This is a genomic window from Nocardioides ginsengisoli (assembly GCF_039537225.1).
Lineage (GTDB): Bacteria > Actinomycetota > Actinomycetes > Propionibacteriales > Nocardioidaceae > Nocardioides > Nocardioides ginsengisoli.
Genome location: NZ_BAABAC010000013.1, coordinates 32,326 through 45,316 on the forward strand (window position 1 = coordinate 32,326; position 12,991 = coordinate 45,316).

The following is a 12,991-nucleotide window of genomic DNA, read 5'->3' on the forward strand; positions in this document are numbered from 1 at the left end:
GCGTACGGTGGTGGCATGTGCCGGAACATCCGCCCCCTCAACAACTTCGAGCCTCCCGCCACGAACGACGAGGTCACCGCGGCGGCGCTGCAGTTCGTCCGCAAGGTGAGCGGAGCGACCAAGCCGAGCCAGGCCAACCAGGCCGTGTTCGACCAGGCCGTCGCCGAGATCGCCCACATCACCCGGCACCTGCTCGACGACCTCGTCACCGCCGCGCCCCCGAAGAACCGGGAGGTCGAGGCGGCCAAGGCACGGGAGCGGACGCGCCTGCGCTACGGATGAGCCGTGGACGTCGGCGCGGCCCTCGTCGCCGTCCCGCGTGAGCGCTTCCTGCCCGCCGGCCAGCGCCGGTACGCCGCGAAGGACGCGCCCCTGCCCATCGGCCACGAGGTCACGAACTCGCAGCCGTCGACCGTGCGCGCGATGCTCGAGCTGCTCGCGCCCGAGCCGGGCGACCGGGTCCTCGACGTGGGCTGCGGGTCGGGCTGGACCACGGCGCTGCTCGCCCACCTGGTCGGCCCGCACGGGCAGGTCGTCGGGGTGGAGATCGTGCCCGAGGTGCTCGCCTTCGGGGCGGCCAATCTCGGCGTCGTACCGGACGAACTGGTCGCGAGAACGCCGGAAATGCGACCCGAACGTCCGGTACGACCGACGATCGAGCTGCACCTGGCCGAGCTGGGCGTGCTCGGGTGGCCGGCCGGCGCGCCGTACGACCGGATCCTGGTGTCGGCCGACGCCCCCGACCTGCCCGCCGACCTGATCGCGCAGCTGGTGCCCGGCGGCCGGCTGGTCGGGCCGGTGCGCGGCGAGATGCTGCGGGTCACCCGCGAGGCGGCGCTGGAGCGGCCGCGGATCGAGCGCCACGGTCGCTATCTGTTCGTCCCGCTCCGTACGCTGGAGCGGTGACCCTCGTCGGCCAGCGCGACGCCGCGCTCGAACGGTGTGCGACCGGCCCCCTCGTCGTCCTCACCGGTGCCGGCCTGTCCACCGACTCCGGCATCCCCGACTACCGCGGCCCGGGCGCGCCGGCACGGATGCCGATGACCTTCCAGGAGTTCGTGTCGGGGCCGGCCGCGCAGCAGCGGTACTGGGCGCGCAGCCACCTCGGCTGGTCCCGGATGCGCCGCGCCGAGCCCAACGCCGGCCACCACGCCGTCGCCGCCCTCGGCGCCGACCTGGTCATCACCCAGAACGTCGACGGCCTCCACGAGGCCGCCGGCACCGCCGCGCTCGTCGCGCTGCACGGCCGGATCGCCGACGTGATCTGCCTGGCGTGCCGCCGTACGACGCCCCGCGCCGCGCTCCAGCAGCGCCTCGAGGAGGCCAACCCGGGCTGGACCGCCCGCCACGCCTCGGTCGCCGTCCGGCCCGACGGCGACGTCGACCTCGACGAGACCCGCGACTTCGTCGTCCCCCCGTGCGCCGACTGCGGGGGCGCACTCAAGCCCGACGTCGTCTTCTTCGGCGAGAACGTCCCCAAGCCGCGCGTCGAGCGCTGCTACGCCGCCGTCGAGGCCCTCGCCGACACCGCCGGCACCCTGCTCGTCGCCGGCTCGAGCCTGACCGTCATGAGCGGCCTGCGGTTCGTACGGCGGGCGGCGCAGCGCGCGGTGCCGGTGGTGATCGTCAACCGCGGGGCGACCCGGGGCGACGAGCTGGCGTCGTACCGGGTGGAGGCGGGGACGGGCGACTGGCTGCCCGCCCTGGCCGCCCTCCGAACGCCTACAACCGCTTGACGAAGATGTGGTCGGCGGCCTCGGGGAAGATCTCAGCCGTCTCGCCGCCCGCACCGACCAGCACGCCGTCGGCGGTGGCCTGGATGGTGATCGTCTTGTCGGGCAGCGCGCCGACCCGGCGCATCGCGCTCATCAGCGAGTCGTCCTTCTGCATCTCCTCGGAGATGCGGCGGACGACGGCGCGGGCCGACTCGGGCCCGGCGGCCTTGGAGAGGGGCTCGACGTCGGCCATGAACTGCTCGCCGACGGCCTGCTGGCCGAGCTCGCCGAGGCCCGGGATCGGGTTGCCGTAGGGCGACTCGGTCGGGTGGTCGAGCAGCTCGATGAGGCGCCGCTCGACGGTCTCGGACATGACGTGCTCCCAGCGGCACGCCTCCTCGTGGACGAGCTCCCAGTCGAGGCCGATGACGTCGGTGAGGAGCCGCTCGGCGAGGCGGTGCTTGCGCATGACGCGGGTGGCGAGGCGCTGGCCCTCCTCGGTGAGCTGGAGGTGGCGGTCGCCCTCGACGGTCAGGAGGCCGTCGCGCTCCATGCGCGCCACCGTCTGCGACACCGTCGGACCACTTTGGTGCAGGCGCTCGGCGATGCGGGCGCGCAGCGGGACGATGCCCTCCTCGATCAGCTCGTAGATCGTGCGGAGGTACATCTCGGTGGTGTCGATCAGGTCGCTCACCCGAACATTCTGTCGCATGGGACGTGACGACCGCACACTCCGACGTGTCGGGCCGCCGCCTACGCTGGCCGGGTGACCTCCCTCCCGCCGCTGATCGTCCCGCATCGCTTCAACGGTCCGCCCCGCTCGGGCAACGGCGGATGGACCGCCGGCGCGCTCGCCGCGACCCTCCCGGCTCAGGGCCTGGGGACGGCGGTGACGGTCACCTTGATGCAGCCGCCGCCGCTCGACGTCCCGATGACGGTGGAGCCGACGGCGGGCGGCGCGGTCCTCAACCACGTGGGGCGGCCGGTCGCGGAGGCGGTGTACGCCGACACGCGGCCGACCCCGGTCGCGCCGGTGTCCGCGCGGTTCGCGGCCGATGCCGAGGCACGGTTCGCGGGTCACCGCAGCCATCCCTTCCCCACCTGCTACGTCTGCGGCCCGGCCCGTCGTCCCGGCGACGGGCTGCGGATCTTCGCCGGCCCTCTGCCCGACCCGGCCCGCAGCGGCGACGACGACGCGCGCGTCGCGAGCACCTGGACGCCGTACGAGAGCGCGGTGCCGGTCGCGTGGGCGGCGCTCGACTGCCCCGGCGGCTGGTCGAGCGACCTCGAGGGCCGCCCATCGGTGCTCGGCCGGATGACGGCGGAGGTGCGGAGCCTGCCGCGCACCTCCGAGCGGTATGTCGTCGTCGGCGAGGTGCGCGCCATCGAGGGCCGCAGGACGTGGACCGCCAGCACCCTCTACGGACCGAACGACGAGGTGGTCGCCACCGCCGAGCACGTCTGGTTCACCGTCGACCTCTCGGAGTTCCGATGACCCACACCCACCCGTGGTGGTACGACGCCGTCGTCTACCAGGTCTACATCCGCAGCTTCGCCGACGCGATGCCCTCCCCCGGCGACGGCATCGGCGACCTCCCCGGCATCACCGCCCGGCTGCCCTACCTGCGCGCGCTCGGCGTCGACGCGCTCTGGATCACGCCGTTCTACACATCGCCCCAGAAGGACCACGGCTACGACGTCGCCGACTACACCGACGTCGACCCGCTGTTCGGCGACCTCGCCGACTTCGACCGGATGCTCGCCGCCGCCCACGACCTCGGCCTGCGGGTGATCGTCGACCTGGTCCCCAACCACACCTCGTCGGCTCACCCGTGGTTCCAGGCCGCGCTGGCCGCGGCCCCGGGCTCGCCGGAGCGGGCGCGCTACCTCTTCCGCCCCGGGCGGGGCAAGCACGGCGAGCTGCCGCCCAACAACTGGGACTCCGTCTTCGGCGGCCCGGCGTGGACGCAGGTCACCGACGGCTCCTGGTATCTGCATCTCTTCGACACGTCGCAGCCCGACCTCGACTGGCGCAACCCCGAGGTCGGCGACATGTTCGAGGACGTGTTGCGCTTCTGGCTCGACCGCGGCGTCGACGGCTTCCGGGTCGACGTGGCGCACGGCCTCTACAAGGAGGCGTCGCTGCGCGACCAGCGCAAGCCCGACCCGACGACGCTGAAGAAGAAGGCCAAGGCCAAGGAGTCGATGGTCGAGCGAGTCCTCAACGACGAGCCGATGTGGGACCAGCCCGAGGTCCACGAGGTCTACCGCCGCTGGCGCAAGGTCCTCGAGTCCTACCCGGGCGAGCGGATGGCGGTCGCCGAAGCATGGACCCAGACGCCTGAGTCGATGGCGCTGTTCATCCGTCCCGACGAGCTGCACCAGGCGTTCAACTTCAGCTGGCTGGGGACGCCGTGGTCGGCCGCCGAGTTCGCCGACGTGATCACCCGTTCGATCGCGGCCGTGGCGAGCTCGTCGTCGGCGCCGACGTGGGTGCTGTCCAACCACGACGTCGAGCGCCACCCCACGCGCTACGGCGGCGGCCCGGTCGGCCTCGCCCGGGGCCGCGCGGCGACGCTGGCCATGCTCGCGCTGCCCGGCTCGGCGTACCTCTACCAGGGCGAGGAGCTCGGCCTCGAGCAGGTCGACGTCCCGCCCGAGGCGCGCCAGGACCCGTCCTGGTTCCGCACCGGCAAGCCCGGCCGCGACGGCTGCCGGGTGCCGCTGCCGTGGGCGGGCGACGCGCCGCCGTACGGCTTCGGGGGGCCGGCGGGCACCCAGCCCTGGATCCCCCAGCCGGCAGACTGGGCGCCGCTCACCGTCGAGGCCGAGTCGGCCGACCCGGACTCCACGCTGGCGTTCTATCGCCGCGCGCTGGCCCTGCGCCGCGAGGTGTTCGCGGGCGCGGACGAGGAGACGGTCGCGTCGGCACAGGGCGACCTGCTCGTCGTACGACGGGCGGGCGTGCGGGTCGTGCTCAATGCCGGGAAGAAGCCGGTGGAGCTGCCCGCGGGCGAGGTGCTGATCAGCAGCAGCCCGCTCGAGAGCGGGCTGCTGCCGCCGGACACTGCCGCCTGGATTCGGTAGCCGATCAGCGGTCGGCCGGGATGCCGAGCGCGTCGTTGTAGCGCCGCAGCGAGGCCGCGAACGCCTGCAGCTCCTCGGCCGGCCAGTCGGCCAGCCGGTCGTCGAGCTGCTCGCGACGCTCGGCCGCGACGCGGTCGAGCCGCGCGACGCCGTCGGCGCTGACGGTGAGCAGGGTCGCCCGGCCGTCCTCCGGGTCGGGCGCCCGGTCGATCAGGCCGAGGTCGATGAGGTGCTGGACCTGCCGGCTGATCGCGCCCTTGTCGATGTCGAACACCGCGCACATCGCCGACGCCCGCAGCGGGCCGCTCTCGTTGACATAGCTGAGCATCAGGTACGACGCGGGCAGCAGCTCCTCGTGCACCGCCCGGGACCGCTCGCCGATGACCCGCCGGATCCTGCGGATCAGCACACCGACCTCGGTCTCGAGGGCGGTCAGCGCCTCACTGCGCGAGGCGACGACCTCGGTGGTCATCGCACGGTCTCCAGCTCGGGCTCGTCGCCACGCTCGGAGACCGACTCGACGGGGCCGTTGCTGGTGCGCAGCGGCACCTCCTTGATGAACAGGATGCAGAGGAAGGCGGCGACGGCGAACGGCGTGGCGACCGTGAACAGGTGGCCCACCGCCTCACCGAACGAGCCCTCGTAGATCGCGCGGATCGGGGCGGGCAGGTCGGCCAGCTTGGGGATGTCGCCGGTCGAGTGCTGCAGCTGCTGGATCTGCTCGGGCGTGAGCTTGCCGGCGTGGATCAGCCGGGCGATGCCGTCCTTCACGCCACCGGTGACCTGGTGCGCCAGGACCGCGCCGAGCGCCGCGACGCCGGCCGAGCCGCCGATCGAGCGGAACATCGCGACGACCGAGCTGGCCGCGCCGAGGTCCTTGGGGGCGGTGTTGTTCTGGACCGCGAGGACCAGGTTCTGCATCGTCGCGCCGAGGCCGACGCCCGTGATCGCCATCCACGCGCCGACGACCCACAGCGGCGTCGTCGCGTCGATCGTGCCGAGCAGCCCGATGCCGGCGATGACGAGCACCATGCCACCGACCAGCCACCGCTTCCACAGGCCGGTGCGGGTGATCACCCGGCCGCTGACGATGCTGGAGACGAGCAGTCCGCCGACCATCGCGATGGACATCAGACCGGCCTCGGTGGGGCTCATGCCGCGGGCGAGCTGGAAGTACTGGCTCAGGTAGACCGTCGCGCCGAACATCGCGACGCCGATCATCACCGAGGCAGCAGTGGCCAGCGCGGTGGTGCGGTCGCGGAAGAGGCGCAGCGGGATGACCGGCTCGGACGCGACCCGCGCCTCCACCCACAGCGCCAGGCCGATGAGCACGAGACTCGCGGCGACCAGCCCGGCCGACGTACCGGAGATCCAGTCGAAGTTGGTGCCGGCGAGGCTGACCCAGACGAGCAGCAGGCTGATGCCGGCCATGATCAGGGTCGCGCCGAGGTAGTCGATCTTCACGTCCCGCTTGATCGTGGGCAGGTGCAGCGTCTTCTGCAGGACGACGAACGCCAGCGCCGCCACCGGGATGCCGACGATGAAGCAGCCGCGCCAGCCGAGCGGGCTGTCGACGATGAGACCACCGAGCAGCGGGCCGGACACGGTCGCGGTCGCGAAGACCGCGCCGATGTAGCCGCTGTAGCGGCCGCGCTCACGCGGCGACACCATGGAGGCGATGACCACCTGGACCAGCGCGGTGAGACCACCGACGCCGAGGCCCTGGAAGGCACGAGCGCCGATGAGGACGCCCATGTTGGGCGCCACCGCGGCGACCACGGAGCCGATGGAGAAGATCACCAGCGCCACCTGCACCAGGAGCTTCTTGCTGAACAGGTCGGCGAGCTTGCCCCAGATCGGGGTGGTCGCCGTCATGGTCAGGAGGGTCGCGACCACGACCCACGTGTAGCCGGTCTGGCTTCCGTGCAGGTCGGTCACGATCGCGGGCAGGGCGTTGCTCACCACGGTGCTGGAGAGCATGGCCACGAACATGGCGAGCAGGAGCCCGGTCAGGGCCTCCAGGATCTCGCGGTGGGTCATCTGACCCGGCTCGGCGGTAGCCGAAGGGGCGGTCGTCATCGAGTCGTCATCTCTTCTCGTCGTTCTCACGTCACCAAGATTGGTTGTTGTACGTCAACCATATGAGAATTGGTTGACGACGGCAACTTTCTGTGACGCAGCGAACGGCGGACGTCGGGAGGCGCCCGCGAGCCGAAACGAGGGTCGTGTGCCTGAGAACCCGCCGACAGGCGTTCTCAGGCACACGACTCACCCCGGAGCCGGGGCGGCCGCCGACTCGCCCCGTCGCCCCACCCCGGAAGGACCAACCCCGAAAAACGCAGCGACCCGCAGGTGCGGTCGAACGACCGAGCCGGGGGACGATCCCGGTTTCACCTGCGGGTCGGGTGGCTGCGTTGAATTCGCGCGCAGCGCTTACGAACTGCTGGGGCTGCTAGCGGGCAGCCACCTCACGCGTCCTGAAAGAACTCATTCTTCGGACCACCTCCTTTCCCGTGTGCCACCACGGTAGGTCGCAACCCCACCGCGCACAACGGGATTTACGGCCCACCTCAGGAACGGGCCCCGGTGGAGTCGCGCACCCGCAGCTGGGTCGGTACGACGACCGCCGTCCCGGTCGCGGACGGCGGGCGCAGCAGCAGCTCGATCGCGCAGGCGCCGGCGTCCTCGGTCCGCTCGGCGAGGGTGGTGAGGGCCGGCTGGCAGAAGTCGGCGCCGAACATGTCGTCGAAGCCGACCACGCTCACCGCGTCCGGTACGGCGACGCCGCGCGCCGCGAGCCGGCGCAGCACGCCGATGGCGAGCATGTCGTTGTGGCAGACGATCGCGCGGGCGCCGGCGGCCAGGGCGGCGTCGGCGGCGGCGGGGCCGCCCTGCAGGGTGGGCAGGTAGGGGCCGAGGCGACGGGCGCGGATGCCGGCGGCGGAGGCGGCGGCGCGGAGGCCGGCCCAGCGTCGCGCGCCCGACCAAGACTCGTGCGGTCCGCCGAGGAAGACCAGCTCGTCGTGCCCGAGGGAGACCAGGTGGTCGACGATCTGGCGGGTGCCGGCGTCGTAGTCGGCGACGACGGACGGCACGCCGGGCACGCCGGGGAGGGTGCGGTTGATGAGGGCGAGCCGGTGGGCGGCGCCGGCGGCGGCGAGGTCGTCGTCGGTGCCGCGCGGGGCGGCGACGACGATGCCGTCGACGGCGGCCCCGAGGCGGGCGATCAGCTCGCCCTCCTTGGCCGCGCTCTCCTGAGTGTCGCCGAGGACGAGCGTCTTGCCGGCCGCCGCGGCGGCCCGCTCGGCGCCCTTGATCGCGCCGGCGAAGTAGGGGTTGGTGATGTCAGGGACGAGCAGCGCGTAGGTGTGCGTGCGGCCCGAGCTCATAGCGCGGGCGCTCGGGTTGGGTACGTAGCCGAGCCGGGCGGCGACGTCGAGGATGTGCTCGCGCGTGGTCGCGTTGACCCGGTCGGGGTTGCTCAGCGCACGCGACACGGTGGACGTCGCGACGCCCGCCGCGTCGGCGACGTCGGTGATCGTGACCCGCTTCGGAATTGCCACGGGTTCACCCTACGGCAACAAACGGCAAACGATTGCCATGTGATCGGCGCCACTCGTAGCGTCCTGCGCAGTTCGCGTCCACAGTGGAGGCGACGGAGAAAGGCAGTTCGAGATGGTCCAGGACCTCGACTCGGCCCGCACGCCGCGGAAGGCAGCGCTCGCCGCATGGTGCGGCAGCGCGCTCGAGTACTACGACTTCGCGATCTACGGCACCGCCGCCGCCCTCGTGTTCCCGAAGATCTTCTTCCCCGAGGGCAATGCCACCGCCGCGAGCATCGCGTCCTTCGCGACCTTCGGTGTCGCGTACGTCGCCCGCCCGATCGGCTCCTTCTTCATGGGCCACATCGGCGACCGGCTCGGCCGCAAGCGGATCCTGATCGGCACCCTGCTGCTGATGGGCGTCTCCACCTTCCTCGTCGGCTGCCTGCCGACGTACGGCGAGGTCGGGCTGCTCGCCCCCGCGCTGCTGGTCGTGCTCCGGCTGCTCCAGGGCCTGTCCGCCGCGGGCGAGCAGGCCGGCGCGAACTCGATGTCCTTCGAGCACGCGCCCGACGACCGGCGCGGCTACTACACGAGCTTCACGCTCAGCGGCACCCAGGGCGGCCAGATCCTCGCCCCCGCGGTGTTCCTCCCGCTCGCCGCCGTCCTGCCCGAGCACGCCCTGCTCAGCTGGGGCTGGCGGGTCCCGTTCTGGCTGAGCGCGGTCGTCGTGCTGATCGGGTTCCTGATCCGGCGCACGCTCGACGAGACCCCCGAGTTCCACCGCGAGGCCGCCCGCCAGGACGCCGGTCACCACGCCCCGGCGGCGCCGCTCGGCGTCCTCTTCCGCGAGCACCGAGCCGGCGTGATCCGCGTCTTCTTCGCCGCCTTCGTGGCTGTCGTCAACACGATGTTCGCTGTCTTCGCGCTCAACCTCGCGACGTCGGAGGACTACGGCATCGGGATCAGCAAGACCACCATGCTCTGGCTGGCGATCGTCGCCAACGTCATCGCCGTCGTGACCATCCCGCTGTGGGCGCGGCTGTCCGACCGGATCGGCCGCAAGCCGGTCTTCGTCACCGGGCTCCTCGGCAGCAGCATCCTCGTGACGCTCTTCCTCTGGTCGATCACCCAGCACAACGTGCCCCTGGTGCTGGCGAGCGGCATCGCGCTGGCCGGCGTCGTCTACAGCATGCCTAACGCCTGCTGGCCCGCGACCTACGCCGAGTACTTCCCCACGTCCGTCCGGCTCTCCGGCCTGGCGATCGGCACCCAGTTCGGCTTCGCGCTGGCCGGCTTCACCCCGACGATCGCCGGCTGGCTGCTCGACGGCGACGCCGGCAACTGGTACCGCGTCGCGGCCTTCATCGTCGCCGCCTGCGGCATCTCGGCGATCGCGGTCCTGACCGGCCCGTCCGGCACGCACCGGATCCCGACCGCCGAGGTCGGCCGGCAGCGCATCACACCCGCCACCCTCGCGATGCCGGAGCCGGCCCGATGAACGCGAGCCGCACCGTGATCGCCGTCCTCAACGGGCCCAATCTCAACCTGCTCGGCGAGCGCGACCCGGAGGTCTACGGCACGGCCACGCTCACCGAGATCGAGAAGCTCTGCCTCGAGACCGCCGACCGGCTCGGCTTCGACGTCGACTTCCGGCAGACCAACCACGAGGGCGTGCTCATCGACGCCATCCACGAGGTACGGCGGACCGCCGCCGGCGTGGTCATCAACGCCGCCGCGCTCTCCCACACCTCCGTCTCGGTCCGCGACGCGCTCGCCGTCGTCGATGGCCCCGTCGTCGAGGTCCATCTGAGCAACATCCACCGTCGCGAGGCCTTCCGGCACCACTCGTTCGTGGCCGAAGTCGCCGACGGGATCGTGACCGGCTGCGGCGCCCGTGGCTACGCGATGGCGGTCGAGCACGTGGCCCACCTGGCCGCCGAGGAGGCGACGGCATGAGCACGTCGTACTCCCTGGGACTGGTCGGCGCCGGGATCGCCGGCTCGCTGACCCCCGCGCTGCAGGAGGCCGAGGGGCGGGCCCACGGCGTCGCCCTCACCTACCGCCGGATCGACGCGGAGGCGCGCGGCTTCGGCGTCGCCGACCTGCCGGAGCTGGTCCGGTGGGCGCGCATCCTCGGCTTCGACGGACTCAACGTCACGCACCCCTTCAAGCAGGCCGTGCTCCCCCTGCTCGACGACGTCACGCAGGCCGCCGACGACCTCGGCGCCGTCAACACCGTGGTCGTCGAGGACGGCCGGCTGATCGGCCACAACACCGACTGGTCCGGCTGGGGACGTGCCTTCCGGTCGACGCTCCCCGACGCGGTCACCGACCGGGCCGTCGTCGTCGGCGCGGGCGGCGCCGGGCTGGCGGTCGCGTACGCCCTCCTCGACCAGGGCGCCGCCCACGTCGCGATCCACGACGCCGACGGCGAGCGCGCGGAGGCTGCCGCGATCCGGCTCGGCAAGCGGTTCGCGACCGAGCGGATCACGCCGGTCGGCGACCTGGCCGCCGCGGTCGCCGACGCCCAGGGGCTCGTCAACGCCACTCCCGTCGGCATGCACGGCCACGCCGGGCTGCCCGTCGCGCCCGCCCTGGTCGAGCCGCGGCTGTGGGTGGCCGACGTCGTCTACTTCCCGCTCGAGACCGAGCTGATCGCGCTCGCCCGCGCGCGCGGCTGCCGCGTCGTCCCCGGCGGCGGCATGGCGGTCGGCCAGGCGGTCGACGCCTTCGAGCTGTTCACCGGCCGACAGGCCGACGCGGCCCGGATGGCCCGCCACTTCGCGGAGCTCACGTCATGACGGACGCCCGGCTGCGCCGCAGCATCGCCACCGTGTCGCTCTCGGGGCTGCTCGCCGCCAAGCTCGACACGATCGCGGCCGCCGGCTTCGACGGCGTCGAGATCTTCGACAACGACCTGATCGCGTCGCCGCTGACGCCGTCGGAGGTCGCGAAGCGGTGCGCGGACCTGGGCCTGCGGATCGAGCTCTTCCAGCCGGTGCGCGACGTCGAGGGCGTGCGCCCCGACGACTTCCCGGCCGTCGTACGACGGGTCGCCCGCAAGCTCGACGTCGCCGCCGCGCTCGGCGCGCCCGTCGTCCTGCTCTGCTCGAACGTGCAGCCCGATGCGGTCGACGATCCCGACCTGTCGGCGGCCCAGCTCGCCCGCCTCGGCGACCTCGCGGCCGAGCGCGGGCTCGTCCTCGCCTTCGAGGCGCTGGCGTGGGGACGCCATGTCGACCGGGTCGGCCAGGCCTGGGACATCGTGCGCCACGCCGACCACCCGGCCGTGACGCTCGCGGTCGACACCTTCCACCTGCTCTCCCGCGGCGACGACGCCCGGGCGCTCGACGGCGTCCCCGGCGACCGGATCGGCTTCCTCCAGGTCGCCGACGCACCGCTGCTCGACATGGACGTGCTCGAGTGGAGCCGCCACCACCGCTGCTTCCCGGGCCAGGGGACGATGGACGTGACCGGTGTGGTCGAGGCCGTCCTCGCCGCCGGCTACGACGGACCGCTCTCGCTCGAGGTCTTCAGCGACGTCGTCCGCGAGTCCCCCGCCGCCGCGACCGCCCGCGACGGCCTGCGCTCGCTGGTCCACCTGGAGGACGACCTCGCCCGCCGCGACCCGGCCGCCGTGCCGGTCGCCCCACCCGCGCCGGCCCGTGCCGACGCGGCCTTCCTCGAGCTCCCGGCCGACCCGACGACCGACGACCTGCTCGACCGCCTGGGCTTCACGCTCGCCGGCTGGCACCGCCACAAGCCGGTCGCCCGCTGGCGCAACGGATCCGCCGAGGTGCTGGTCAACGCCGCCGCCACCGGCCCGGCGCTCGGGATCGTCGCCTCCCCCGTCGCCCAGGTCGCCGAACGCGCGCGGGCGCTGCACTGGCCCAGCGTCGACGTCACCCGGACGACGGGCGACACCCGGCTGCCCGGCATCGTCTCGCCGGCCGGCGTCCCGGTCTTCGTCAGCGCGGCGCACGACGAGGCCGACGACTGGCGTCGCGACTTCGGGCCCGCGACCGATGCGAACGACGGCTGGACGGGCATCGACCACGTCGGCGTCGCCGTCCCCGGCCACACGCTCAACGAGGAGGTCGCCTTCCTGCGCACCCTCCTCGGCCTGGAGCCGGCCACTCTCGAGGAGTTCATCGACCCGCACGGCCGGGTGCGCAGCCGCGCCTTCCGGCCGGCGTCGGGCGACCTGCGCCTGGTCGTCAACGTGCCCGACGTGGGCGCCCGGCGGGCGCCGTCCGGGGTGGTGCAGGTCGCCTTCCGCTGCACCGACCTCCTCGCCGAGATACGCCGGCTGCGCGCGGTCGGCGTCCCGCTGATGCCGGTCACCGCCAACTACTACGCCGATCTCGATGCCCGCTTCGACCTCGAGCCGGCGCTGCTGGCCGACCTGCGCGCGCACGACGTCCTCTACGACCGCTCCGGCGACGGCGAGCTGCTGCACGCCTACACGCCCGTGCTGCCGCAGGGATTCTGCGTCGAGCTGCTCGAGCGGCGCGGCGGCTACGACGGCTACGGCGCCGCCAACACCCACGTCCGACTGGCGGCCCAGGCCTCCTGACCCCGCGGCTGTGACGCAGCCAACGTGCCCCCGGGGAATGTCGAGCAAGTTTGTGTCCTTTAGCCAGG

Annotated in this window: 13 protein-coding genes; 9 read left to right on the plus strand and 4 right to left on the minus strand. The window is 72.9% G+C overall.

Translation table 11 applies throughout. From position 1 onward, the window contains the following. Positions 1 to 15: 15 nt before the first annotated feature. The 3 genes from AB4880_RS06620 to AB4880_RS06630 are packed head-to-tail and all read left to right on the plus strand — an operon-like array spanning position 16 to position 1,736. A complete protein-coding gene (locus tag AB4880_RS06620) occupies positions 16 to 282 on the plus strand; it encodes a DUF2277 domain-containing protein (protein WP_367918424.1) in 267 nt (88 codons plus the stop codon). Positions 283 to 285: 3 nt separating this feature from the next. Further along, positions 286 to 906, plus strand: coding sequence for a protein-L-isoaspartate O-methyltransferase family protein (locus AB4880_RS06625; protein WP_367918425.1), 621 nt, complete (start codon positions 286 to 288; stop codon positions 904 to 906). Then, complete coding sequence (locus AB4880_RS06630) at positions 903 to 1,736, plus strand: Sir2 family NAD-dependent protein deacetylase (RefSeq protein WP_367918426.1); 834 nt, start codon at positions 903 to 905, stop codon at positions 1,734 to 1,736. The genes AB4880_RS06625 and AB4880_RS06630 overlap by 4 nt, the downstream gene beginning before the upstream one ends. Here AB4880_RS06630 and AB4880_RS06635 read toward each other — a convergent pair. Further along, on the minus strand, positions 1,723 to 2,409 hold the full coding sequence (locus tag AB4880_RS06635; protein ID WP_367918427.1) for an iron-dependent transcriptional repressor DtxR: 687 nt from the start codon (positions 2,407 to 2,409) through the stop codon (positions 1,723 to 1,725). The two genes, AB4880_RS06630 and AB4880_RS06635, sit on opposite strands and share 14 nt — an antisense overlap. Before the next feature lie 72 nt (positions 2,410 to 2,481). Here AB4880_RS06635 and AB4880_RS06640 point away from each other — a divergent pair, with 72 nt between their 5' ends. Together AB4880_RS06640 and AB4880_RS06645 are read left to right on the plus strand one after the other, a co-directional pair. Beyond that, the gene (locus tag AB4880_RS06640) at positions 2,482 to 3,210 is read left to right on the plus strand and encodes a hypothetical protein (protein WP_367918428.1); all 729 of its coding nucleotides are present in this window, start codon (positions 2,482 to 2,484) and stop codon (positions 3,208 to 3,210) included. Continuing rightward, entirely contained in the window at positions 3,207 to 4,802 is a 1,596-nt protein-coding gene (locus tag AB4880_RS06645) for a glycoside hydrolase family 13 protein (RefSeq protein ID WP_367918429.1), read from the plus strand. The genes AB4880_RS06640 and AB4880_RS06645 overlap by 4 nt, the downstream gene beginning before the upstream one ends. Positions 4,803 to 4,806: 4 nt before the next feature. Here AB4880_RS06645 and AB4880_RS06650 read toward each other — a convergent pair whose 3' ends face one another. From AB4880_RS06650 to AB4880_RS06660, 3 genes are all read right to left on the minus strand, one after another. Next, positions 4,807 to 5,274, minus strand: a complete 468-nt coding sequence (locus AB4880_RS06650) for a MarR family winged helix-turn-helix transcriptional regulator (protein WP_367918430.1) — start codon at positions 5,272 to 5,274, stop codon at positions 4,807 to 4,809. Beyond that, positions 5,271 to 6,881, minus strand: coding sequence for an MDR family MFS transporter (locus tag AB4880_RS06655; protein WP_367918431.1), 1,611 nt, complete (start codon positions 6,879 to 6,881; stop codon positions 5,271 to 5,273). The genes AB4880_RS06650 and AB4880_RS06655 overlap by 4 nt, the downstream gene beginning before the upstream one ends. A gap of 491 nt (positions 6,882 to 7,372) precedes the next feature. Then, entirely contained in the window at positions 7,373 to 8,365 is a 993-nt protein-coding gene (locus AB4880_RS06660; protein ID WP_367918432.1) for a LacI family DNA-binding transcriptional regulator, read from the minus strand. Between the two features lie 112 nt (positions 8,366 to 8,477). Here AB4880_RS06660 and AB4880_RS06665 point away from each other — a divergent pair, with 112 nt between their 5' ends. From AB4880_RS06665 to AB4880_RS06680, 4 genes are read left to right on the plus strand one after another with little or no spacing between them, the layout of a single operon-like run. Next, a complete protein-coding gene (locus AB4880_RS06665; RefSeq protein WP_367918433.1) occupies positions 8,478 to 9,845 on the plus strand; it encodes an MFS transporter in 1,368 nt (455 codons plus the stop codon). Next, positions 9,842 to 10,303 (plus strand): type II 3-dehydroquinate dehydratase, encoded by a 462-nt coding sequence (aroQ, locus tag AB4880_RS06670; RefSeq protein WP_367918434.1) that lies wholly within the window; start codon positions 9,842 to 9,844, stop codon positions 10,301 to 10,303. The genes AB4880_RS06665 and aroQ overlap by 4 nt, the downstream gene beginning before the upstream one ends. After that, a complete protein-coding gene (locus tag AB4880_RS06675; protein WP_367918435.1) occupies positions 10,300 to 11,148 on the plus strand; it encodes a shikimate dehydrogenase in 849 nt (282 codons plus the stop codon). The genes aroQ and AB4880_RS06675 overlap by 4 nt, the downstream gene beginning before the upstream one ends. Continuing rightward, on the plus strand, positions 11,145 to 12,923 hold the full coding sequence (locus tag AB4880_RS06680; protein ID WP_367918436.1) for a sugar phosphate isomerase/epimerase and 4-hydroxyphenylpyruvate domain-containing protein: 1,779 nt from the start codon (positions 11,145 to 11,147) through the stop codon (positions 12,921 to 12,923). Before AB4880_RS06675 ends, AB4880_RS06680 begins: the two co-directional genes overlap by 4 nt. Positions 12,924 to 12,991 lie beyond the last annotated feature (68 nt).

Coding starts and splice junctions, on each gene's coding strand:
- AB4880_RS06620 (WP_367918424.1), top strand. CDS start 16: ATGTGCCGGAACATCCGCCCCCTCAACAACTTCGAGCCTCCCGCCACG.
- AB4880_RS06645 (WP_367918429.1), top strand. CDS start 3,207: ATGACCCACACCCACCCGTGGTGGTACGACGCCGTCGTCTACCAGGTC.
- AB4880_RS06650 (WP_367918430.1), bottom strand. CDS start 5,274: ATGACCACCGAGGTCGTCGCCTCGCGCAGTGAGGCGCTGACCGCCCTC.
- AB4880_RS06655 (WP_367918431.1), bottom strand. CDS start 6,881: ATGACGACCGCCCCTTCGGCTACCGCCGAGCCGGGTCAGATGACCCAC.
- AB4880_RS06665 (WP_367918433.1), top strand. CDS start 8,478: ATGGTCCAGGACCTCGACTCGGCCCGCACGCCGCGGAAGGCAGCGCTC.
- aroQ (WP_367918434.1), top strand. CDS start 9,842: ATGAACGCGAGCCGCACCGTGATCGCCGTCCTCAACGGGCCCAATCTC.
- AB4880_RS06675 (WP_367918435.1), top strand. CDS start 10,300: ATGAGCACGTCGTACTCCCTGGGACTGGTCGGCGCCGGGATCGCCGGC.
- AB4880_RS06680 (WP_367918436.1), top strand. CDS start 11,145: ATGACGGACGCCCGGCTGCGCCGCAGCATCGCCACCGTGTCGCTCTCG.